We start from the raw sequence: 21,228 nt of genomic DNA, 5'->3' as shown, positions 1-21,228 counted from the left end.
CCCATCGTCAACCTCCATCGAGATGGATGTTGAATCAGCACAAAACGCAGCCGTCACATCACAATCGATTCATCGATCACAGGACGTGCTCTAGCGCAATGGGATGTCGACGCGTCGGCGCCGCATGGTGTCTCGGAGGAGGATATAAGGACGCTCTTCCAGCCTGAAACCAGCGGCCATAAATTGGCGATGCAATTCGGCGTGCCGGATGCCATGGCCTTCATTGGGCGATCGGGCTACGTGCCGGCGGGCTGCCTCGCCTTCGACCGGTTCGGCGACGACACGGTGGAGCTTCACAAGTTCTTCGTCGACGCATCCTTTCGCGGGCAGGGCGTAGGCCGGGCGCTGATGAGTGCCGCGTTGGCGGAAATCGAGAAGGGTTCAGCCCGCATGGTGCTGATCCACACGACCTTCTACATGAAAAGTGCCGTTGCCGTGTACGAGGCGTTCGGCTTCAGCCCCTGCGCTCCGTTCCGCGCGACGCCGGCGCATGTCCGACATACGGACGTCTTTCTGTCGCGCGCGATCAAAGGCGGGTGAGGGCCGCAACCACCGACCAGCCGGCGGCAAGCCAGCAGACTCAGGCAGAGTCCTGCCTGTCGCGTGCCTTCAGCTCGAGCCGCCTGGCATGCAGCACCGGCTCGGTGTACCCATTGGGCTGGTTCGTGCCCTTGAACACCAGGTCGCAGGCGGCCTGGAAGGCGATGGAATTGTCGAAATCCGGCGCCATCGGCCGGTATAGCGGATCGCCGACATTCTGGCGGTCGACGATCGCCGCCATGCGCTGCAGCGAATCCCTGACCTGGATCTCGGAGCACACCTTGTGGCGCAGCCAGTTGGCGATGTGCTGCGAGGAGATGCGCAGCGTCGCGCGGTCCTCCATCAGGCCGACATCGTTGATATCGGGCACTTTCGAGCAGCCGACACCCTGGTCGATCCAGCGCACGACGTAGCCCAGGATGCCTTGCGCGTTGTTGTCGAGCTCGCGCTGGATCTCGTCCGGCGTCCAGTTCGGCCGCACGGCGACCGGCACCGACAAAATGTCGTCGAGCCTGGCCTTCGGCCGGTTCTTCAGCGCCGCCTGCACGGCATGCACGTCGACCTGGTGGTAATGCGTGGCATGCAGGGTCGCGGCCGTCGGCGAGGGCACCCAGGCGGTGTTGGCGCCGGCCCTGGGATGCGCGATCTTCTCAACCAGCATGGCCGCCATCAGATCCGGCATCGCCCACATGCCCTTGCCGATCTGCGCATGGCCGGCCAGCCCGCATTCCAGCCCTATGTCGACATTCCATGCCTCGTAGGCGGAAATCCAGGCGGCCTGCTTCATGTCGCCCTTGCGGATCATCGGGCCGGCTTCCATCGAGGTGTGGATCTCGTCGCCGGTGCGGTCGAGGAAGCCGGTGTTGATGAACACGACGCGTTCCCTGGCCGCGCGGATCGCTTCCTTGAGGTTGACCGTGGTGCGCCGCTCCTCGTCCATGATGCCCATCTTGATGGTGTTCCTGGACATGCCGAGCAGGGCCTCGACACGGTCGAAAATCTCGACGGCGAAGGCGACCTCTTCCGGCCCGTGCATCTTCGGCTTCACCACATACATCGAGCCGGCGCGGGAATTGGCGCGGCGGCCGTTTTCGCCGACATCGTGCAGCGCGATCAGCGCGGTGAGCGCGGCATCCATGATGCCTTCCGGCACCTCATGGCCGTCGCGGTCGATGATCGCCGGATTGGTCATCAGGTGGCCGACATTCCTGACCAGCATCAGCGCGCGGCCGGGCAGCAACAGCTGGCCGCCATTGGGCGCGGTAAAGCGGCGGTCCGGGTTGAGCTTGCGGACAAAAGTCTTGCCGCCCTTGGTGATCTCTTCGGCAAGGTCGCCCTTCATCAGGCCGAGCCAGTTGCGATAGACGACGACCTTGTCCTCGGCATCCACGGCGGCGATCGAATCCTCGCAGTCCTGGATGGTGGTCAGGGCCGATTCCAGGATGACGTCGGCGATGCCGGCCGGATCGGTCCTGCCGATCTGGTTGGCGCGATCGATGACGATCTCGATATGCAGGCCGTTCCTGACCAGAAGCAGGGCTTCCGGATTGGCGGCGTCGCCGCGATAGCCGGCGAACTGTTTTGGATCGGCGAGCGTGGTGGCGCCGGCGCCCTCGCCGGCCTTCAGCGCGCCATTGGCGACCGAGAGCCCGTTGACGCCGGCCCATTTGCCTGTCGTCAGCGGCACCGACTGGTCGAGGAAATCCCTGGCCCAGGCGATGACTTTCGCGCCGCGCGTGGGGTTGAAACCCTTGCCCTTCTCGGCGCCGCCCGTCTCGGGAATGGCGTCGGTGCCGTAGAGCGCGTCATAGAGGGAGCCCCAGCGCGCATTGGCGGCGTTGAGCGCATAGCGCGCGTTCATCACCGGCACGACCAGCTGCGGCCCGGCGACGACGGCGATTTCCGGATCGACATGCTCGGTCGAGACGCTGAAGGCCGGGCCTTCCGGCACCAGATAGCCGATCTCCTTGAGGAAGTTCTTGTAGGCGTCCATGTCCAGCGGCGCGCCGTGCTCGCGGTACCAGCCGTCGAGCTTTTCCTGCATGGCGTCGCGCTTGGCTAGCAGCGCGCGGTTCTTAGGCGCAAGATCATGGACGATGGCGGAAAACCCGTTCCAGAATTTTTCCGGGCCGATGCCGGTGCCGACTGCTGCCTCTTCGGCCACGAAATCATGGAGCTCCCGGGCGATCTGCAAACCGGCGATCTCGATGCGGTCGGTCATCAGGGCTTCTCCAGATGGTGGGCTTTGCCTAGTTAGCTGGCTCGGGGGCCTTTGGCATGTTTGGGGTTGCGGGGTCAATTCGGCTTAGGGTGGAGGTCCGCGCGACTTTCCCTTCTCCCCTTGTGGGAGAAGGGGGGCGGCGCCTCACATCGCAATCCTCGGCCTGCCCGAAGCCACCGCCACCACATGCGCCTCGATGAACATTCGCTGGCCCTCGACGGTCGAGACCTTGAACTCGGCGGCAACGTCGATCTCCGCATTGTCGGTGCCGGCGTCCCTGGCGCGTTGGGCGGCGATCGCGCGCACGTCCGCCTCGGCCGCGGCGATCGCCTTGTCCTCGTCGGTGAAGTCGCGCACCGTCTGGCCGGAGGCGAGGCGGAACAGGCCTTCCTTGGGCTGGCTGACGCGAGCTTCGGCCGAGACGCGCACCTGACCGACCACGGCGCCGAGCGCGTTGGCGACGTCGGTGTCCTCCGGCACGATGCAGCCATTACCGACCAGCGGCGGCAGGCCCGCATAGTGCAGCGGCGCGGAGGCGCCGAGGCCGATGACAGGGCGGTCGAGGGCGACCGTGAAGCGGGCAATGCCGGGATGGGCGTCGACCGCGCGCTGCACCAGCGCATGCGCGACGGTAGTGGCGCCGTCCAGCCCGTCCTCAGCGAAGGCGGTTTCGAGGATGTACTCGGCCGACCAGCGGGTCAGCGTCACCAGCACGCGCTCGGCGAGCGCTTCCGGCGTCGCAGCGATCGCCTGGCCGCGGCCGTCGCGCCGGCGGGCGAAGAGCTCGGCGCCGAGCCGGGCGGTTGCGGCGTCCCAATTGGCCTGTTTGCCGAGCACATGGGCGGCGTCGGACGGCGTGAAGCCGCAGATGTGCACCAGCCCCCGCGCGACCAGCCGGTTCAGCGTGGCGTTCTGGGCATTCGAAGAGAGCAGCCTGTCGAGCGCCAGCGGCGCCGCGCCGATCGCTTCGTAGAGTTTCGCTTCCGGCGCGGTGAGGCCGGCGGCGAGCCGGTCCGGCACACCGGTGCGCACGGCAAAACGTCCGTCCATGCGGCCGGGGTTCGGCGCGCGCAGCTGCCGGTCGAGCTCGGCCGTCACCGCCTCGCCATGCGCCATGCCGGCCAGCGCCAGCGGCACAAGGCGGCGCGGCCCAAGCAGGATCTTCGGGTCGAGCGCGCCGTCCTCCAGCGCGACTTCGGAATCGCCGCCGAGGCCGAAGGTGCGCATGGCCACCGCCTCGACCATGGTGCGAAAACCGCCGACGGTGGCGCCTTCCGGATCGAGCCGCGGCCGGCCGCCGTCGAGCACGGCGACGTCGGTCGTGGTGCCGCCGATATCCGAGACCATTGCGTCGTCCAGCCCGGTCATGTGGCGGGCGCCGACAAGGCTGGCGGCCGGGCCGGAAAGGATGGTCTCGATCGGCCGCTGGCGGGCAAAGGCCGCTGAGACCAGCGCGCCATCGCCACGCACCACCATAAGCGGTGCTGCAATGCCGCGCTTGGCCAGAAAGCCCTCGGTCGCCGCGACCAGCCGGTCGATCATCGAGATCAGGCGGGCGTTGAGCAAGGTGGTCAGGGCGCGGCGCGGGCCGCCCAGCTTGGCCGACAGCTCGTGGCTGGCGGTGACCGGCAGGCCGGTCTTGTCGCGGATCAGGTCGCGGGCCGCGAGTTCATGCGCCGGATTGCGGGTGGCGAAATAGGCGCAGATGGCAAAGCCCGACACCGAACGCCCAAGCTCCGGCAGCGCCGCCTCGAGCCCGGAGAGGTCGAGCTTCGCCGCATTGCCATGCACGTCATGGCCGCCGGGGCAGAACACCACCGGATCGGTGCCTAAAGCCGTCTTCAACCCGTCGCGGGCAAGGTCGGCCTCGGAAAAGCCGATCATGACCAGCGCCACGCGCCCGCCCTGGCCCTCGACCAGCGCGTTGGTGGCCAAAGTGGTCGACATCGAGACCAGCTTGATGGCGGCCGGGTCGGTGCCGGATTTTTCCAGCACCGCGTCCACCGCGCCGGAAATGCCGACGGCGAGATCATGGCGCGTGGTCAGCGACTTGGCCTTGGCCAGAACTTTTCCCTTGGGCCCGCCCTCCTCCGACCACAGCACGGCATCGGTGTAGGTGCCGCCGGTGTCGATGCCGAGGAAGAGAGGGTGAAGCTTGGCGGTCATTTTTGCGCGGCAAGTCCAGGGAAACGGGGTTTGGTGCCCGCCCCTTAGCCGATACGGGGTTGCGGATAAAGGCGGGAGAGATGGGCCAGTGGAGGTTAGCCAATCTCCCCCCTCGTGGGGGAGATGCCCGGCAGGGCAGAGGGGGGCGCTGTCCCGCCGACCTGACCGCGCTGTTGGGACGGAGTTCCGAGCCCGGTCACGATCACGATATGCTGGCAAACATTGCCGATGTCGCGAATGACATCGTGGTTCCAGAACCGCAGGACGGTCCAGCCATCTTTCTCCAACCTTGCAGTCCGTGCCTCATCGCTTGCAACAGCATCGGCTTCTTCGTGCTGAGACCCGTCGACCTCGACGACGAGCTTCTTCTCCGGGCAAGCGAAATCCACGATAAATCCGGCGATCGGAAACTGGCGCCGAAAGCCAAGGCCCATCAACCGATGGGCACGAAGCTCGTTCCAGAGCTTCAATTCGGCTACTGTCATCACCTTGCGCATTGATCTGGCGTTGGCGCGGTGTTTTTGGCGGCAGTGGCGTATGGGGCATTTGTATCGCTCGGCGATTGTTAAGGTTCGCACTCTACGGCGCCCCCCTCTGTCCTGCCGGACATCTCCCCCACGAGGGGGGAGATTGGCAGCTTCACCCCACGAAGCCCACCCTTTTATGCGAGCCATCGCAGAACGGCTTGTTGGCCGAATGGCCGCAGCGGCAGAGGAAGACTTTTGTGGTGCGGGCGATGGTGTGGCCGGTGCCGGTGACGATCTCGGCATTGCCTTCGACCTTCAGCGGGCCGTTGACGGTGGGGGTCACGTTGAGCGGGCCGTCCCGCGCTTCCAGCACCTGCGCTTCCTTCAGCGGCGGCTCGCCGGTGGCGGCAAAGCCCGCCTTGATGTGGCTGTTGTCGCAGAACGGCTTGTTCTGCGACAAGCCGCAGCGGCAGAGCGTGGCGCGGAACAAGGTCTCGTCGCCCAGCACGATCTCAGCATGCACCGCCAGCGGGCCGTTTTCGCGGACGCGCACCGTGTTGACCACCGGCGGCTTCTCCTGCGGCCCGCCATCCTTTCTGCTGTAGGTGATGGCGCCCGAGGGACAATTCTCCGCCAGCGCCACCACCTTCTCGACGCTCGCCGCATCCGGGTGAATCCACTCGCCCGGCGCATTGGGCACGAAGACATGCGGATTGCCGAGCACGCAATTGCGCGAATGGATGCAGCGCTTGCCGGTGAAAGAAACGTCGATCTTCTCGCCTTCGACCGTGCCTGCCATGGCTCTTCTCCTGGTGGGTGATCGCTAGGCTAGGGCGGCGGCGGGAACGGCGTCAAGCTGGCCGGTGGAACAGCTTCCCCTTCTCCCCGTGTGGGAGAAGGTGGCTCGGCGCGTAGCGCCGAGACGGATGAGGGGTGCTCCAGCTTGGCGAAGACATCACCGCCAAGGCTGCAAATTCTCATCCCTCACATACGCAATAATGGTGTCGCAGACCTCGTCCAGTTCCTTCAGCACATCGTCGTTCCAGAAACGCAGCACGCGAAATCCCTGGCCTTCAGTTCGGCGTCACGCTCCTGGTCGCGGCGCTGCTTCGCATGCTGGCTGCCGTCGATTTCAACGATTAGCCTGGCCTCGGCGCAGACAAAATCCGCCACGAACCGTCTAATCGGCACCTGCCGCCTGAACTTGATCTTGTCCAGACGGCGGCCACGTAATTCGTGCCACAGGCGGCCTTCTGCCTCCGTCGGTTCGCGGCGCATCGCGCGGGCGAAATTTCGTTTGACCGGAGTTCCGGGTCGATGCGGCATACGCCTCGCCCCTCATTCGGCCAGCTCGATCTCCTCGGTCTGGCCGCCGCTGCAGGTGTAGCAGCAGTCGTCGCAGGTTTCCTTGTTGTTGGGGCCGACGCCCCAATAGGTGCTCTCGTCGCCATCGACCCAGGCGCCGTAGCAGATCTTCTCGCCCTCGTTGCACGAGATCGGCAGTTGCTTGGTCTCGCCGTCGTCGAGAAAGAAATCCTTGCCATCGCCCGGCCAGACATAGTCGCGGTCCTGGCTGTAGAGCTCGATGCGCATGGCGTTGGGATGGCTGTTCTTGATCTGGAAGGTGACGTCGCCGGCTTGAGCGGCAGGCGCAATGAGAATGGCAAGGGAAAGCACCGCGGCGGCGCGGCGCGAGAAAAGGATGGACATGAGAACCCCCAAGGTCGAATCGGCCCCCACGGCCGACGCGGGATGATGGCATGGCGGGAGCCGATGCCAAGGGGCGGCGACGAAAATAGCTGACTGAAATTGGGGCGATTGGCGCGACCTTGCCTTCTCCCCTTGTGGGAGAAGGTGGCTCGGCGCGCAGCGCCGAGACGGATGAGGGGTGCTCCAGCCTGGCGAAGACGTTCGCCACCAGCGCCGTATCGTGCCAGATCGCCAGCGCCTCATTCCTTCCAACACCCCTCATCCGGCCGCTTCGCGGCCACCACCCAGCCCTTCGTAGGCTCAGGGCGTTCGAGCTCGAAAAGCCAAGCAATTGGCTTTTCGTCCGCCAAGGCGGACCGCTTCTCACCCCACAGGGGAGAAGGGGAAGGCGCCGCTCACTCCGCTAGATCGACCGTCTCGGTCGAGTGCTCGGTGCAGATGAAGCAGCAGGTGTCGCAGGGCTGGTCGTTGTCTGGGCCGACGCCGGCGGTGACCTTGTCATTGCCGACGACCCAGGCGCCCCAGCAGATGTGCTCGCCCGGCTCGCAGGAGATCGGCACGGACTTCTTCGCCTTCGGCCGGATGAGGAACACCTTGTCGTCGCCCGGCCAGACTTTTTCGCTGTCGCGACTGAACAGCTCCACCGCGACGCCGTCCGAGCGCTGGTTGCGGACGAAGACCGACATGTCGGCGGCGAAGGCCGGAGAGGTGAGCAGGAGGAAGGCGAGCAGAGCGCGAATCATGGTGAGGTCCCCGGAGGGAGTAGAGCACGGGTGGAGTGCGTAATCTCCCCCCTTGTGGGGGAGATTAGCGGCTTCAGCGCCTCCGCTTTCCCCTGGGAAGGCTCAGCGCCGCACCGCCACATGCGGCGCGAATATCTTCACCGCGTCCACCATGTCCTGGCCGTGCACGTCGAGCGAGGAGATTTCCATGTGCACGATGGTCTTGCCGAAGGGCATCAGGCCGAAGGCGTTGGCGGAGGAATATCTGATTGCGTCGGGCGGCTCCTCGGTGAGCTCGAAATTGAGCATCGCCGCGCCCTTGCCGCCGGTGGCGAGGCGCAGGCTTCTGACCTTGCTCCACGGCACCAGCACGTCGCCGGCGCGAGCATCGCGGAAACCCTGGCTGTTCAGCGTCACCTTGACCGACGTGTCGAAGGCGCCGCGGGCGATTGATGCGCCGAGCCCGAGGCAGGCGGCCGAAAGCAGCGCGATGACCAGCACATGCCCGCCGCCCGCGCCCGAGGCCACGCCCTGCAGCGCGCCGAAGCCGAAAATGCCGCCGAGCAGGAACGGCCCGACGGCGGGAAGGATCTTTCCCGACGGGCTGTTGCGGATTTCGAGCGGGGCAGGCATCGCCTTCGCGCTCAGCGCTCGGATTTCAGCAGCGTCCAGATCCAGCCGATGAAGGTGAGGACCAGGAACGGATAGCCGATCGCCGGCAGCGGCGCCGAGGTGGGCAAGAGCGGCATGCCCCAAAGGGCGGCAAACACCGAGACGGCGAAGAGCGCGGCGGCGATGAAGCCGGTGATCCGTATCCAGAGCGCGAAGGTTTTCGGCGCGCTGATCAGCACCAATGCAGCCGCCCAGAGCGAGATGCCGCCGAGATAGGAAGGAACGCTCGCCTGCAGCCCCGCCGCATTGCCGGCCAGAAGCAGGCTTTCGCCGGCAAGGAAGACGAGGAAGCCGGCCGCGACGAGATCATTGCCCAGCCGCTGGTATTTCAGGGTGAGCAGCGCGGCGGCCACGACCAGCGCCACGCCATCGATGGCCCACAGCGTCTCGCGCAGCGCGTCGCTCGCAACGAAAGTGCCGCCTAGGCCAAAAGCACCGCCGATGGCGAGGCCGATTGCGGGGATGGTGTCGGAGCGCATGTGATGTCTCCCCAAGCCGGGAGAGGATACAATGAGGAGAAAGGAAGGTGAAGGTGATCGAACGATCCTTGGCGAGTTTGTTGGAATTGTTGAATGCCTTCACTCACCTGCTGATTGATCAGATAGCAATGATCTCGTGCGTCATTCCTTCGATCACTTGCTCGGATCGTCGCTAGTTCGAGACGCGAAAAGCGGCAAATCAAAGTTCGCTTCCTTGGAGCTTGATCTCTTGCCCAAAAATTCCTCGATTGTTGGGCGGAGATACTCCACGAAGATACTTCTCGTCCTAAACAGTCTTGTCTCAATTTCACGGTTTATTTCTGGCCATTTTGACAGGTGTTTTGCGAAATACATAAGAAAACTACCCCTATTGGCCGGATATTGCATCTCGTATAAGTCAGATACCAACTTGGCGGCCGGCAATCCGAGCTTCTTGCTTGGAATATTTGTTTGAACGAGATACTCTCTAACCTTCTCCAGCGCACGATTTGCGAATTTTGCTCGATCTCTCCCATATTGCAACAATGCAGACGTTCCAACCGACTTATTGTCAAGAATGCCGCTTATAAGAATTGCAATTCGTTCTTCTTGCCGAGGTGCGTGCCGCACTCTTGTCAACAATTCCGTGACCCGACCTGTTTGAATTCTGTCGCCATCGATACTCGATGGACCTCGATCTCCAGTTTCTCCAGAAACTATTGCAAATTCAGCAAGTATCGCCCTTTTCAGCCTTTCTTCATCGATCAAGGCTCTGTCAGATTGGGCAAGCGCCTCAAGGTGAAGTTGCAAGCCACCATCGGCATTCACTGAGGCTCCTATTCGCGCACGTGCGCCCAAGATGCGCCTTGCGACCTCTCCGCTTGGAGCTGCTGCCAAGAGATTAGCCCAGACCGCTGATCGCAGAGCCGATCCTTCATAGTAGGCACGGGCAGAACGGGCTCCCGTTGCCTTGGCCACCTGTTCGCGCATTGCAACACGAGCCCGCTTCTTCTCGTGCGCGTCTCCAATAAGCTCCGCTATTTGCAACGCAACAGAATGCCGCTCCGGAAATCTGACTACGAATGATCTCAGTATAGGCGAGATAGCGCCAGCGGTGCCGATATGGCATAGCCCGTCCTCCGTGACGAAGGCTAAGACTTGCTCGTCACCTGCCTTCACCGCAAGATCACTGCTGGAGAGTATGATCTTCTCGGCAATATCACCGAGCTCTAGAAACCTCGCAATTTTACCTGTCAGCTCGTCAATTTCCTGGACGAAATTACTCTGCGGATTTCTAACAGTTCTCAATATCGGTAGAGCGAAACCCGTACGATCTCCCTGAAAAGGAATGCAACCAACCGCAAAAAATTCATGGGATTTGCTCATAAAGCACCCCACGATACGTATAGCTCTTTGACAGACGCTTCGAGCTGCGCTTGGTAATACTCTGGATGGCGCCCTGGCACGAAGACATAGGGGCTAATTGTCACGTTACTCTGAGCTAACTTTTCCAGCCATGGCGCCCGTTTGTCGTCCTCCCAAAGAGTATGAGGGACGATAGCAGCCAACAAATTGCCACGTAACGGGATGGGTTCACCAAAAATCACCTCGATAGAGCACACCCTATCGTCGGGCTCATTGCGCCCCGGCGACGCCAGTAGATCTAAATAGGCTCGAGCATGAAAATCCCACGACTGGGCCGCTTTTGATGCATTGATCTTCGAAATATCGCCGTCGAAATACCCTCGTCTACTTTCGAAGACCTCGGCGAGGATCCGATTAGGGCGGGTCGTGTCTGTTTCTAAGCTAAAATCTTCAAGAGCCATCTCCTCCAAAAGGATTCGACTATACAGCCGCTTGGAAAAGGCGCCAGTGTCGAATGGAAAGATAGCCTTAGCTTTCGAGATAAGCGCTGCATCAAACACGAAACAGAAGGGGCAGGCCGCCTCCACCTTTATAACACCATCGCCGGCTACCCGGTAAGCGGGTCGGCCGTAGAATAGGTATGCGAGTGGTTCGTTGAAGACATCGCAGTCGCCTACGGCAACAGCATCGGACTCGATGATGTCTTCGGCGACTATGCCCTTCGTAACATGAGTTAGAGGCATCAGCCCCCATTTTGGGGATGCATGCCCGTCCACCCACCTTCTAAATGCAGGCCTACCGCCGGTAAGCTTGGGCATGCGCCCTCCTCAATCCCTCATCTTCAACGCCTGGATAAGCGCCTCCTGCGGGATATCCACCTTGCCGAACTGCCGCATCCGCTTCTTGCCCTCTTTCTGCTTGTCGAGCAGCTTGCGCTTGCGGGTGACGTCGCCGCCGTACCAGGACCCCGCTAACGGACTAGTTCCTCCACTACAGCGAAGGCAATCCGCTTGAAGTCGTCGGACCTGTCGCTCGACTTCACCAAGAATCTGAAGATCGCAGCTACCTCTTCGGGCTCCATATCCAATTGCAGAACGTACTCTGTTGCTGGCGTATGCTGACTGGGGGCTCTGTCGCCCTTGGCGCGGACCACTACGTTGCCAGATTTGTTCATCTCTGGCTTGGACATCTTAAGCTCGCCCTTCGCAGTCCGCCCTTCGTCGCTAGTCCGCGTTGACTTCAGATCTATCCACATTCGACACCCCTCCCGCTCAGGGACCATAGTCCAGTTGTGCCAGCCACGCCAACGGGTCTGTCAAATGTAGCGGCCAAGTCTTTGGCCCATTTCGTTAGAGGCTTCTCAATCGCCCATCTTCAGCGCCTGGATAAACGCTTCCTGCGGGATATCCACCTTGCCGAACTGGCGCATCCGCTTCTTGCCTTCTTTCTGCTTGTCGAGCAGCTTGCGCTTGCGGGTCACGTCGCCGCCGTAGCATTTGGCGGTGACGTCCTTCCTGAGCGCCGAGACGGTCTCGCGGGCGATGATGCGGCCGCCGATCGCGGCCTGGATCGGGATCTTGAAGAGATGCTGCGGGATCAGCTCCTTCAGCTTCTCGCACATCTGGCGGCCGCGCTTTTCCGCCGCCGACCGGTGCACCAGCATCGACAGCGCGTCGACCGGCTCGTCATTGACCAGGATCGACATCTTGACCAGGTCGCCCTCGCGGTAGTCGGTCAAATGATAGTCGAAGGAGGCGTAGCCCTTGGAGATTGACTTCAGGCGATCATAGAAATCGAACACGACCTCGTTGAGCGGCAAATCGTAGGTCAGCATGGCGCGCTTGCCGACATAGGAGAGGTCGGCCTGGATGCCGCGCCTGTCCTGGCAGAGTTTTAGAATCCCGCCGAGATAGTCGTCCGGGGTGAGGATGGTGGCGCGGATCCATGGCTCCTCGATCGAGGCGATCTTGACCACGTCGGGCATGTCGGCCGGGTTATGCAGTTCCTTCACCGTGCCGTCATTGAGGTTCATGCGGTAGACGACCGACGGCGCTGTGGCGATGAGGTCGAGGTTGAACTCGCGCTCCAGCCGCTCCTGGATGATCTCCAGGTGCAACAGGCCGAGGAAGCCGCAGCGGAAGCCGAAGCCGAGCGCGGCGGAGGTTTCCATCTCATAGGAGAAGGACGCGTCGTTGAGGCGCAATTTGCCGACGGCGGCGCGCAAATCCTCGAAATCGGCGGCGTCGACCGGGAACAGGCCGCAGAACACCACCGGCTGCGCCGGCTTGAAGCCGGGCAGGGCCTGCGTCGTCGGGCGCTTGTCCTCGGTGATGGTGTCGCCGACGCGGGTGTCGGCCACTTCCTTGATCGAGCCGGTGAAGAAGCCGAACTCGCCGGGGCCGAGCTCGTCGACATTGACGCGGGCCGGGGTGAAGACGCCGGTGCGCTCGACCAGATACTTGGCGCCGGTGCCCATCATGCGGATGGTCTGGCCCTTCTTCAGAACGCCGTCGATGATGCGCACCAGCACGATGACGCCGAGATAGGCGTCGTACCAGCTATCGACCAGCATCGCCTTGAGCGGCGCCTTGATGTCGCCCTCGCGCGGCGGCGGCAGCTGGTGGACGATCGCCTCCAGCACCTCGGGAATGCCAAGGCCGGTCTTGGCCGAGATCAGCACGGCGTTGGAGGCGTCGATGCCGATCACCTCCTCGACCTGCTCGCGGATGCGCTCGGGCTCGGCCGCCGGCAGGTCGACCTTGTTCAGCACCACGACGATCTCGTGGTTGTTGTCGATGGCCTGGTAGACATTGGCCAAGGTCTGCGCCTCGACGCCCTGGCTGGCGTCGACCACCAGCAGCGAGCCCTCGCAGGCGGCGAGCGAACGCGACACCTCATAGGCGAAGTCGACATGGCCGGGCGTGTCGATGAGGTTGAGGATATAGTCCTCGCCATTGTCCGCGCGGTATTTCAGCCGCACCGTCTGGGCCTTGATGGTGATGCCGCGCTCGCGCTCGATGTCCATCGAGTCCAGCACCTGCTCCTTCATGTCGCGCGCCTCCAGCCCGCCGGTGAGCTGGATCAGCCGGTCGGCAAGCGTGGATTTGCCATGGTCGATATGCGCGACGATGGAGAAATTTCGGATGTGGTCTAGGGGCGTCGTCATGCGCCGCGCTTTAGCAGGGGCGGGGTTGAGGGGCAAGCTGTGGGGGCTTTTCCTTCGCCCCGCTTGCGGGGAGAAGGTGCCCGAAGGGCGGATGAGGGGTGAGTCCGTCGTGGACGGGTGAGCCCATGGCGCGCCTCAGATGACGAAGATCATCGTCGACTCACCCCTCATCCGTCTCGGCGCTGCGCGCCGATCCACCTTCTCCCCGTAAACGGGGCGAAGGGAAGAGCGCCCCTTCACCTCCCGCTCACGAAATATTCAAAACCGCTTAAACATTCATGCACCGCTCTCGTGCATGCTTCGCGCCCGGATGGTAACCGGCTTGCTGCCCGAGACGACGAAGGCCCTGAAATGTTGCGTTTTGTTCGAAAGTTCAGCCTGGCCGCGGTGGCCGGGCGCTTCCTGGCGCGCCGCGACGGCTCGATCATGCCGATGATGGTGCTGCTGTCGATCCCGCTGGTGGCGGCGATCGGCTTCTCGGTCGACTACACCTCGGCGGCGACGACCCGAAGCGACATGCAGAACGCGCTCGACGCCGCGATCATCTCGCTCACCACGCTGCCCACCACGACATCGCTCGGCGACCGCCAGACGGCGCTGCAGCAGGCCTATGCGGCGAACAGCGGGCAGGGCACGGCGACGCTGACGGGCGTCAATGTCGACAGTTCCGGCACCGCGACCTTCACCGCCACGGCAAGCTACCCGATGCCGACCACGTTCATGCAGGTCGCGCGCATCGACTCGGTCCAGGTTGGCGTCGGCTCGTCGGTGCGCAAGAAGCCGGCGCTGGTGCAGACCACGTTCAAGGTGACGAAGGTGTCGGGCTACTGGGGCAAGACCATGACGCTCTACGGCACCAGGTTCGGCGACACCACCGCGCAGAAGCTGATGACGATCACCTACACCTATAATGGGTATGGCGATCCGAAGGGCTACGGCACCACCGTCGTGAACACAGTCAATGGGGCCACCTCCACCCTGGTGCAGAAGCAGGTGTGCACCACCGGCACGCTGAAGAGCCTGCAGAAGAACCTGCCGTCCGGCTCGGTCATCCAGACCGACAGCTACGGCACGACCTATTCCTGCGCCGACACGTTCTATCCGGCCAATGGCGCGGGGGCGGTGATCGACGTCAGCCAGATGGACAAGCTCTATCTCGAAATGGACGTGCCCTCGGGCAACCCGAAAGTGCTGAAATCGAACGATCCGACCACCTCGAACCGGCTCTATATCGGCACCAGCGCGACCGACATGCCGGAAGTCGCTGCCGGCCAGACCGTCGACATCTTCACCGCCGTGCCCTGCGGCCAGCCGGGCTACCAGGCCTGGGAGGACGGCGGCAACGCCGTGCCGGCGGCCTACACCAACGCCGACTTCTTCTACACCGTGCAGGGCAAGTGCGACTACAACCAGCGCCCGTCGCAGACCGTGCTGACGCAGTAGGGCGCGACTTCTCCTTCTCCCCTTGTGGGAGAAGGTGGATCGGCGCGCAGCGCCGAGACGGATGAGGGGTGCTGGACGGAACGCAGCGGTGGGCTAATCTCGCAGCGTGCCGCATCAGCCGATTACCCAAGCCAAGCGCCGTTTTGCCCGCACGCTCCGCCGCGAAATGACGGAAGCGGAGAGCAAGCTGTGGCAGGAGTTGCGCGACCGCAGACTCGATCGGATCAAGTTTCGTCGGCAAGTGCCTATCGGAAAGTACGTTGCCGATTTCGCTTGCCTCCAAGCGCGCCTGATTGTCGAGATCGACGGTAGCCAGCACGCCGACTCGGAATCGGATTTGGCTCGCGGAGCTGAGTTGAAGGCAAGAGGATTTCGGGTCTTGCGCTTCTGGAACGACGATGTCCTGAAGCCCTGGCGGTGAGCAAGATCGACGCCTCACTCCGCTGGAGCACCCCTCATCCGTCTCGGCGCTGCGCGCCGATCCACCTTCTCCCACAAGGGGAGAAGGGAAAGCCCCCTATCACAAACCGGTGAAGCCTGTAACGAACCTCCGCGCCACGGCGAAATGGGAGCATTACCCCGCTACGGAGACTGCTTCCCATGACCGGATTGAAGACCAGGATCGGCAGAGCGCTGCTCGCCGGCGCGGCTCTTGCCGCAACGCTCGGCGCCGCCTCGGCACAACCGCTCACCGTGGTCGAGTTGTTCACCAGCCAGGGCTGCTCGTCCTGTCCGCCGGCCAATGCCAACCTGATCAAGGTCAAGGACCAGCCGGGCGTGCTGGCGCTGTCGTTCAACGTCACCTACTGGGACTATCTCGGCTGGAAGGACACGTTCGGGCGCAAGGAATTCACCGAGCGCCAGGTGACTTACGAGCCGCCGCTCGGCCATGACGGGCCGTTCACGCCGCAGGTGGTGGTGAACGGCAGCCAGGATGGCGTCGGCGCGGCGCCGGGCGAGATCCAGAGCCTGATTGCCAAAGGCGGCCACACGCAAGGTCCGGAGCTTGCGCTGGGCAACGGCAAGGTCAGCATCGGTGCCGGCAAGGCGCCGCGCGGCGCGGCCGACATCTGGCTGGTGCGCTACGACAAAGGCGTCGTCGAGGTGCCGGTGGCGCGTGGCGAGAACACCGGGCGCACGCTGCCGCATGCCAATGTCGTGCACGCGCTGCAACGGCTCGGCAGCTGGAACGGCCAGGCGACGACGCTGCCGCTGCCGGCGGCAACCGGCGGCTTGAGCACCGCGGTGCTGGTGCAGGCGCCGCATGGCGGACCGATCCTGGCCGCTGCCGCCAACTGATTTTTCTTTCCCTTCGCGCGGGGCCGCATGAGAGCGGCAACGCTTCACCAAGGCCCGCATCCGCGCGCCAAAACCCAAGGAGACTATCCATGACCAAGTTCTTCACGCTGCCGGCGCTGGCCTTCGCGCTTTCGGCTTCCGTCTTCGTTGCCGGCGCCCGCGCCGACGACACGGCCAATGCGATGAAGCCTGCCAATGCAATGGCGACCGACGCCATGAAGCCGGCGACGGACGCCATGAAGCCGGCCGATGCCACGAAGCCCGACGCGATGAGCACCGAGGCGATGAAGCCTGCCGCGGATGCGATGAAGCCGGCGACGGATGCGATGGCTCCGGCTCAGTAAGGCGGGCTCAGACGGCCCCTCACCCAGCCTCCGCTTCGCTCGGCTGACCTCTCCCCGGTGGGGAGAGGAGATTGCCGGCGCCGGCGCCAGTCTCTTCTCCCCTCGGGGAGAAGGTGGCCCGAAGGGGCCGGATGAGGGGGAGCGCCGCCGCCGCACGGCAATGTGAGAACCCCTTGGCGGCTTCGTTCGTATATATTGGAACAACAACAGGAGATCAGGACATGAACCGCATCGAGACAAAGGCCGCGCGGCCATTGCTTGCCCGCGGCGCGCTGGCAGCGCTTGGTTTTGCGGCGGTCGCCGCGGCCGTCTTCTGGCAGAGCCCGGCCCGCTCGGCCGAGGACGCGGTGGTGATCCCGCCGCCGGCTTTGGACGAAAAGGCGGCGAGCGGCACCGAGAAGGCGATCTTCGCCGGCGGCTGCTTCTGGGGCGTGCAGGGCGTGTTCCAGCACGTCAAGGGCGTGAGCAAGGCCGTTTCCGGCTACACCGGCGGCAACGCCGAAAACGCCGTCTATGAGATCGTCGGCACCGGCCGCACCGGGCATGCGGAATCGGTCGAGATCACCTACGATCCGTCGAAGGTGACCTACGGCCAGCTCTTGCAGGTCTATTTCTCGGTCGCGCACAATCCGACGCAGCTCAACTACCAGGGGCCGGATTCCGGCACGCAGTACCGCTCGACGATCTTCGCCGAGAATGACGAGCAGAAGAAGGTCGCCGAGAGCTATATCGCCCAGCTCGACAAGGCCAAGGTGTTCGGCAAGCCGATCGTCACCACGCTCGAGACCGGCAAGACTTTCTACCCGGCCGAGGATTACCATCAGGACTTCCTGACGCTGAACCCGACCTATCCCTATATCGTCTACAACGACCTGCCCAAGATCGAGAATTTGAAGTCGCTGTTCCCGCAGCTCTACAGCGAGAAGCCGGTGCTGGTGCTGGCCTCCAGCAAGAGCTGACGAAGGGCGGTTGGCAGGCGGCCGCATCGGCCCGACGTCGTCATCCACGGGCGGAGCAAGGAGCGCAGCGACGCAGCGCAGACCCGAGGATCCATGCCGTGACTTTGACGCACCGCAGCGGTGCAAAATTCTGCTCCGCTGCATCCTACGATCAAGGTCACGGCATGGATTCCAGGGTCTGCGCGACGCCGCTTCGCGGCTGCTCCGCCCTGGAATGACGAGGTTGGGGCGGCTTTAGCCAACCCCCGGCGTTTGCGTCGATCTCACGGATAGGAACGGTCAAAATCCTGCCCGCCGACAAACGGCAAGCTAGCCGGGTATGTCTGAATTGGCAGGCGGCATGCCTCGGCGATGGGCCGAATTCGTCGTCATCCACGGGCGGAGCAAGGAGCGCAGCGACGCAGCGCAGACCCGAGGATCATGCCGTGACTTCGAGCGCTGCAGCGGTGCAAAATTCTGCTCCGCTGCAGCCTTCGATCAAGGTCACGGAATGGATTCCAGGGTCTACGCGCGTCGCTTCGCGGCTGCTCCGCCTGGAATGACGAGGTTGGGATGGTTTGCACCCTTTGTTTTGCTGGCAAACGGAACACTGTGTGAAGCAGTTCATAGAATTATACTTGGCGCTGCTAAACATTGACAGTCGATCTTCTGCCGCCGCATAATCACCGCCGTCGCCTTTCGAAAATTCTGTTTCAACCGATCCGGGACCCTGCTTCCGGCGCGGGGTTTGTTGGCTGCGTTGACGGGCCGGACATGCCGGCGCCGCACTCGAACGACAGATCGGAGAGGAACGACAGATGGCCGTCGACATAAAGGTGTCCGTCTATACGAACGGCGACGACGCTTTCGTCGCCTGGGCGCCCAGCGACTTCATCGCGGGATGCCGGGGCTTCCTGCTGGAGCGTGGCCGCAAGATCGGCGTGGTCGAGAGGATCGAGCCGGTGGAAAACCGCGTCGGCTTTCCAAAGGACAAGCCGAGATCGGGTGACCACAGGCCTTCGGACGTCTGGCCATTCCAGCGCTTCAACTGGACCGATCATGCGGCGGACGTCGGCAATGTCGTGCGCTACCGGGTGACCGCGATGATCAGCGCCGGCCCCGGCAAGCCGCTGACCAAGGGCGTATCGAGCGACTGGACCGACTGGGCGACACTTGCCACCGACGCCGGCGGCGGCTTTTCCTGCTACTTCAACCGCGGCCTGGTGCTGTCGCAATTCGTCGCCCGCTACATGGCCAAGAACAAGCTCAGCCCGGCGGCGTTCAAGAAGAGCCTGCAGACCAATGGCGATGCAAAATTCCGCGCTTTCCTCGAAGGCGATCTCGGCCTGCGCATGATCGGGCTGACGCAGGTCGCCGGCGACGAATTGCATGCCGCACTCTACGAGCTCGGCGACGCGACGCTGGAGACGGCGCTGATCGGGCTCGGGCCGCGCCTGCATCTCATCCTCGCCAACGGCTCCGACAAGAGCGGCGACGGCAACGCGGCCGCGCGCAAGAACCTCAACGACCACGGCATCGCGACCATCGATCGGATGTTGAAGTCGAAAGGCCTCGGCCACAACAAGTTCGTCGTCGTCTCCAAGGACGGCGTCCCCGGGATGGTATGGACGGGCAGCACCAACTGGAGCACGACGGGCCTGTGCACACAGGTCAACAACGGTCTTCTGATCGAAGACGCGGCGGTGGCGGAACATTTCCGCAAGCATTGGGGCCTGTTGAAGGACGCCTCGCCGCCGAAGACCGACCCGGCCAATTTCACGCCGGCGCTGATGGCGGACAACGATGCGCCGAAAACCTTCACGGTCGGCAGCGCCAAGGCGACGGTGTGGTTCACCCGCACCTCGGACGGCGCCGACATGGAGGCGCTGCGCGAGGTCATCACATCGGCCAGGCAGGCGGTGCTGTTTTTGATGTTCACGCCGGGCAAGCAGGGGCTGCACACGCTGGCCGGCCAGCGCGCCAGGGAAAAGGACATGTATGTGCGCGGCGTGGTCTCGACGCTGAGCGCCGAGGAGGGCGGCACCGAGCAGAACTTCCTCGACATCGACCTGGTGAGCAGCGACCGGACGTTCACGCCCGACCGCTATTCGGTGGCACAGCCGCAAGGCCTCGACGCGCCGCTCGGGCCCTGGATCGCCGAGGTCAACCGGCGGACCTTCCTATCGCAGATCGGCCACGCCATCGTGCACTCGAAGATCCTGGTCACCGACCCGCATTCAGACGACTGCGTGGTGGTGACCGGCAGCCACAATTTCTCGGCGCCGGCGAGCCAGAAGAATGACGAGAACCTGGTGATCATCCGTGGCCACCGGAAGCTTGCCGCCGCCTATGCCACCTACGCGATGTCGGTCTACAGCCACTATCGCTACCGCTCCTACATCCGCGAGATGCGGGCGCAGGGGAAGACGCCATGGAGCTACCTGGACGACGACGATCAATGGCTCAAGACCGAGCTCAGAACCAAGGGGCGGGAAATCGCGTTCTGGACGGCGCAGGGTTAGTCCTTCTCCCCGTTTCACGGGGAGAAGGTGTCACGAAGTGACGGATGAGGGGCAGCGCCAGCGTTTGTAGTTGGGTGCCATCGCTCTGCTTGCCAAGTCAGCGCCGCCCCTCATTGCCCTGCCGGGCATTTCTCCCCGTAAACGGGGAGAAAGAGGCTCTCAGAGGGCCCGCTGTCGAGAGTTGTCAGGAGCGCCGGCGATTTTCAGTTGCACCGGGCGGCAACCGACCTATATCAGGTCACCTTTTCCAGCCGGCCGTTTTTCAGCATGTCATCCATCATCTCGATCTCCGGTGTCACGAAAACCTATGCCACCGGCTTCAAGGCGCTGAAGGAAATCAATCTCGACATCGAGCGCGGCGAGATCTTCGCGCTGCTCGGGCCGAACGGCGCCGGCAAGACGACGCTGATCTCGATCGTCTGCGGCATCGTCAACCGCTCCTCCGGCACCGTCACGGTGGATGGCCACGACATCAGCCGCGATTATCGCGCCGCGCGCAGCCTGATCGGGCTGGTGCCGCAGGAGCTGACCATCGATGCCTTCGAGACGGTATGGGCGACGGTGAACTACAGCCGCGGCCTGTTCGGCAGGGCGCCCAACCCGGCCTTTGTCGAGAAGGTGCTGCGCGACCTCTCGCTGTGGGACAAGAAGGATTCGAAGGCGATCACGCTGTCCGGCGGCATGAAACGCCGGCTGATGATCGCCAAGGCGCTGTCGCATGAGCCGCGCGTGCTGTTCCTCGACGAGCCGACCGCCGGCGTCGACGTGGAGCTGCGCCAGGATATGTGGGCGATGGTCAGGCGCCTGCGCGAAGACGGCGTCACCATCATCCTCACCACGCATTACATCGAGGAGGCCGAGGCGATGGCCGACCGCGTCGGCGTCATCAACAAGGGCGAGATCATCCTGGTTGAAGGCAAGGCCGAGCTGATGCGCAAGCTCGGCCGCAAGCAGATGACGCTGGAGCTGCGCGCGCCGCTTTCCGCAATACCCGACGGCCTGTCGAACTACGCGCTGGAGCTGTCGGCCGACGGCAGCCAGATCACCTACACCTATGACAACCAGAGCGACCGTCCAGGCGTCGCCTCGCTGATCCGCGACTTCGAGGCGGCCGGCCTGCAGTTCCGCGATCTCGACACCAAGAACAGCTCGCTCGAAGAGATCTTCGTCAATCTTTTGAGGCAGGAGCCATGAA

19 protein-coding genes and 1 pseudogene are annotated in these 21,228 nt (G+C 63.5%); 8 read left to right on the top strand and 12 right to left on the bottom strand.

The window, feature by feature from the left end; genetic code table 11:
* Nucleotides 1-189: 189 nt before the first annotated feature.
* Nucleotides 190-540: a GNAT family N-acetyltransferase gene (locus tag F3H96_RS19205; RefSeq protein ID WP_149803303.1), complete on the top strand. Its 351-nt coding sequence runs from the start codon at nt 190-192 to the stop codon at nt 538-540.
* A gap of 40 nt (nt 541-580) precedes the next feature.
* Here F3H96_RS19205 and F3H96_RS19200 read toward each other — a convergent pair whose 3' ends face one another.
* The 12 genes and pseudogenes from F3H96_RS19200 to lepA all read right to left on the bottom strand — a co-directional run bounded on the left by F3H96_RS19200 (nt 581) and on the right by lepA (nt 13,487).
* Nucleotides 581-2,761, bottom strand: a complete 2,181-nt coding sequence (locus F3H96_RS19200) for a malate synthase G (RefSeq protein ID WP_149803287.1) — start codon at nt 2,759-2,761, stop codon at nt 581-583.
* A 144-nt stretch (nt 2,762-2,905) separates the two neighbouring features.
* Nucleotides 2,906-4,927 carry a hydantoinase/oxoprolinase family protein gene (locus F3H96_RS19195; RefSeq protein ID WP_149803286.1) on the bottom strand — a complete coding sequence of 674 codons (2,022 nt, stop codon included), beginning with the start codon at nt 4,925-4,927 and terminating at the stop codon, nt 2,906-2,908.
* Nucleotides 4,928-5,022: 95 nt separating this feature from the next.
* Nucleotides 5,023-5,424 (bottom strand): endonuclease domain-containing protein, encoded by a 402-nt coding sequence (locus F3H96_RS19190; protein ID WP_348530068.1) that lies wholly within the window; start codon nt 5,422-5,424, stop codon nt 5,023-5,025.
* Nucleotides 5,425-5,566: 142 nt separating this feature from the next.
* Nucleotides 5,567-6,193 carry a CDGSH iron-sulfur domain-containing protein gene (locus F3H96_RS19185; protein WP_149803285.1) on the bottom strand — a complete coding sequence of 209 codons (627 nt, stop codon included), beginning with the start codon at nt 6,191-6,193 and terminating at the stop codon, nt 5,567-5,569.
* A 156-nt stretch (nt 6,194-6,349) separates the two neighbouring features.
* Nucleotides 6,350-6,720 (bottom strand): annotated as a pseudogene (locus F3H96_RS19180) (endonuclease domain-containing protein).
* A 12-nt stretch (nt 6,721-6,732) separates the two neighbouring features.
* Entirely contained in the window at nt 6,733-7,104 is a 372-nt protein-coding gene (locus F3H96_RS19175; protein ID WP_149803284.1) for a hypothetical protein, read from the bottom strand.
* A gap of 395 nt (nt 7,105-7,499) precedes the next feature.
* Nucleotides 7,500-7,847: a hypothetical protein gene (locus F3H96_RS19170; RefSeq protein ID WP_149803283.1), complete on the bottom strand. Its 348-nt coding sequence runs from the start codon at nt 7,845-7,847 to the stop codon at nt 7,500-7,502.
* Nucleotides 7,848-7,949: 102 nt separating this feature from the next.
* Complete coding sequence (locus F3H96_RS19165; RefSeq protein WP_149803282.1) at nt 7,950-8,459, bottom strand: hypothetical protein; 510 nt, start codon at nt 8,457-8,459, stop codon at nt 7,950-7,952.
* A gap of 11 nt (nt 8,460-8,470) precedes the next feature.
* Nucleotides 8,471-8,977, bottom strand: coding sequence for a hypothetical protein (locus F3H96_RS30605; protein ID WP_188131456.1), 507 nt, complete (start codon nt 8,975-8,977; stop codon nt 8,471-8,473).
* A 153-nt stretch (nt 8,978-9,130) separates the two neighbouring features.
* Nucleotides 9,131-10,342 (bottom strand): hypothetical protein, encoded by a 1,212-nt coding sequence (locus F3H96_RS19150; RefSeq protein ID WP_149803281.1) that lies wholly within the window; start codon nt 10,340-10,342, stop codon nt 9,131-9,133.
* Complete coding sequence (locus F3H96_RS19145) at nt 10,339-11,139, bottom strand: hypothetical protein (protein WP_149803280.1); 801 nt, start codon at nt 11,137-11,139, stop codon at nt 10,339-10,341. Before F3H96_RS19145 ends, F3H96_RS19150 begins: the two co-directional genes overlap by 4 nt.
* A gap of 542 nt (nt 11,140-11,681) precedes the next feature.
* Nucleotides 11,682-13,487 carry a translation elongation factor 4 gene (gene lepA / locus F3H96_RS19135; protein WP_149803279.1) on the bottom strand — a complete coding sequence of 602 codons (1,806 nt, stop codon included), beginning with the start codon at nt 13,485-13,487 and terminating at the stop codon, nt 11,682-11,684.
* Between the two features lie 351 nt (nt 13,488-13,838).
* Here lepA and F3H96_RS19130 point away from each other — a divergent pair, with 351 nt between their 5' ends.
* The 7 genes from F3H96_RS19130 to F3H96_RS19100 all read left to right on the top strand — a co-directional run bounded on the left by F3H96_RS19130 (nt 13,839) and on the right by F3H96_RS19100 (nt 21,227).
* On the top strand, nt 13,839-14,930 hold the full coding sequence (locus F3H96_RS19130) for a TadE/TadG family type IV pilus assembly protein (RefSeq protein WP_149803278.1): 1,092 nt from the start codon (nt 13,839-13,841) through the stop codon (nt 14,928-14,930).
* Nucleotides 14,931-15,036: 106 nt separating this feature from the next.
* Nucleotides 15,037-15,351 carry a DUF559 domain-containing protein gene (locus F3H96_RS19125; protein ID WP_149803277.1) on the top strand — a complete coding sequence of 105 codons (315 nt, stop codon included), beginning with the start codon at nt 15,037-15,039 and terminating at the stop codon, nt 15,349-15,351.
* A 179-nt stretch (nt 15,352-15,530) separates the two neighbouring features.
* On the top strand, nt 15,531-16,229 hold the full coding sequence (locus tag F3H96_RS19120) for a DUF1223 domain-containing protein (RefSeq protein ID WP_149803276.1): 699 nt from the start codon (nt 15,531-15,533) through the stop codon (nt 16,227-16,229).
* Between the two features lie 89 nt (nt 16,230-16,318).
* Nucleotides 16,319-16,573: a hypothetical protein gene (locus F3H96_RS19115; RefSeq protein ID WP_149803275.1), complete on the top strand. Its 255-nt coding sequence runs from the start codon at nt 16,319-16,321 to the stop codon at nt 16,571-16,573.
* Between the two features lie 221 nt (nt 16,574-16,794).
* Entirely contained in the window at nt 16,795-17,532 is a 738-nt protein-coding gene (gene msrA / locus F3H96_RS19110; RefSeq protein WP_149803274.1) for a peptide-methionine (S)-S-oxide reductase MsrA, read from the top strand.
* A 797-nt stretch (nt 17,533-18,329) separates the two neighbouring features.
* Nucleotides 18,330-20,033 (top strand): phospholipase D-like domain-containing protein, encoded by a 1,704-nt coding sequence (locus F3H96_RS19105; protein ID WP_149803273.1) that lies wholly within the window; start codon nt 18,330-18,332, stop codon nt 20,031-20,033.
* A gap of 267 nt (nt 20,034-20,300) precedes the next feature.
* Complete coding sequence (locus tag F3H96_RS19100; RefSeq protein WP_149803272.1) at nt 20,301-21,227, top strand: ABC transporter ATP-binding protein; 927 nt, start codon at nt 20,301-20,303, stop codon at nt 21,225-21,227.
* The last annotated feature ends 1 nt before the right edge of the window (nt 21,228 follow it).

The sequence above is a fragment of the Mesorhizobium sp. NFR06 genome (assembly GCF_900115245.1).
Classification (GTDB): Bacteria; Pseudomonadota; Alphaproteobacteria; order Rhizobiales; family Rhizobiaceae; genus Mesorhizobium.
The sequence above is the reverse complement of the archived record's forward strand: the minus strand, read 5'-3'. Positions and strand labels throughout refer to the sequence as shown.

What these genes read in the sequence shown, in the direction of transcription:
- F3H96_RS19205 (WP_149803303.1), top strand. Translation starts at nt 190, where the DNA reads ATGCAATTCGGCGTGCCGGATGCCATGGCCTTCATTGGGCGATCGGGC.
- F3H96_RS19200 (WP_149803287.1), bottom strand. Translation starts at nt 2,761, where the DNA reads ATGACCGACCGCATCGAGATCGCCGGTTTGCAGATCGCCCGGGAGCTC.
- F3H96_RS19195 (WP_149803286.1), bottom strand. Translation starts at nt 4,927, where the DNA reads ATGACCGCCAAGCTTCACCCTCTCTTCCTCGGCATCGACACCGGCGGC.
- F3H96_RS19190 (WP_348530068.1), bottom strand. Translation starts at nt 5,424, where the DNA reads ATGCGCAAGGTGATGACAGTAGCCGAATTGAAGCTCTGGAACGAGCTT.
- F3H96_RS19185 (WP_149803285.1), bottom strand. Translation starts at nt 6,193, where the DNA reads ATGGCAGGCACGGTCGAAGGCGAGAAGATCGACGTTTCTTTCACCGGC.
- F3H96_RS19175 (WP_149803284.1), bottom strand. Translation starts at nt 7,104, where the DNA reads ATGTCCATCCTTTTCTCGCGCCGCGCCGCCGCGGTGCTTTCCCTTGCC.
- F3H96_RS19170 (WP_149803283.1), bottom strand. Translation starts at nt 7,847, where the DNA reads ATGATTCGCGCTCTGCTCGCCTTCCTCCTGCTCACCTCTCCGGCCTTC.
- F3H96_RS19165 (WP_149803282.1), bottom strand. Translation starts at nt 8,459, where the DNA reads ATGCCTGCCCCGCTCGAAATCCGCAACAGCCCGTCGGGAAAGATCCTT.
- F3H96_RS30605 (WP_188131456.1), bottom strand. Translation starts at nt 8,977, where the DNA reads ATGCGCTCCGACACCATCCCCGCAATCGGCCTCGCCATCGGCGGTGCT.
- F3H96_RS19150 (WP_149803281.1), bottom strand. Translation starts at nt 10,342, where the DNA reads ATGAGCAAATCCCATGAATTTTTTGCGGTTGGTTGCATTCCTTTTCAG.
- F3H96_RS19145 (WP_149803280.1), bottom strand. Translation starts at nt 11,139, where the DNA reads ATGCCCAAGCTTACCGGCGGTAGGCCTGCATTTAGAAGGTGGGTGGAC.
- lepA (WP_149803279.1), bottom strand. Translation starts at nt 13,487, where the DNA reads ATGACGACGCCCCTAGACCACATCCGAAATTTCTCCATCGTCGCGCAT.
- F3H96_RS19130 (WP_149803278.1), top strand. Translation starts at nt 13,839, where the DNA reads ATGTTGCGTTTTGTTCGAAAGTTCAGCCTGGCCGCGGTGGCCGGGCGC.
- F3H96_RS19120 (WP_149803276.1), top strand. Translation starts at nt 15,531, where the DNA reads ATGACCGGATTGAAGACCAGGATCGGCAGAGCGCTGCTCGCCGGCGCG.
- F3H96_RS19115 (WP_149803275.1), top strand. Translation starts at nt 16,319, where the DNA reads ATGACCAAGTTCTTCACGCTGCCGGCGCTGGCCTTCGCGCTTTCGGCT.
- msrA (WP_149803274.1), top strand. Translation starts at nt 16,795, where the DNA reads ATGAACCGCATCGAGACAAAGGCCGCGCGGCCATTGCTTGCCCGCGGC.
- F3H96_RS19105 (WP_149803273.1), top strand. Translation starts at nt 18,330, where the DNA reads ATGGCCGTCGACATAAAGGTGTCCGTCTATACGAACGGCGACGACGCT.
- F3H96_RS19100 (WP_149803272.1), top strand. Translation starts at nt 20,301, where the DNA reads ATGTCATCCATCATCTCGATCTCCGGTGTCACGAAAACCTATGCCACC.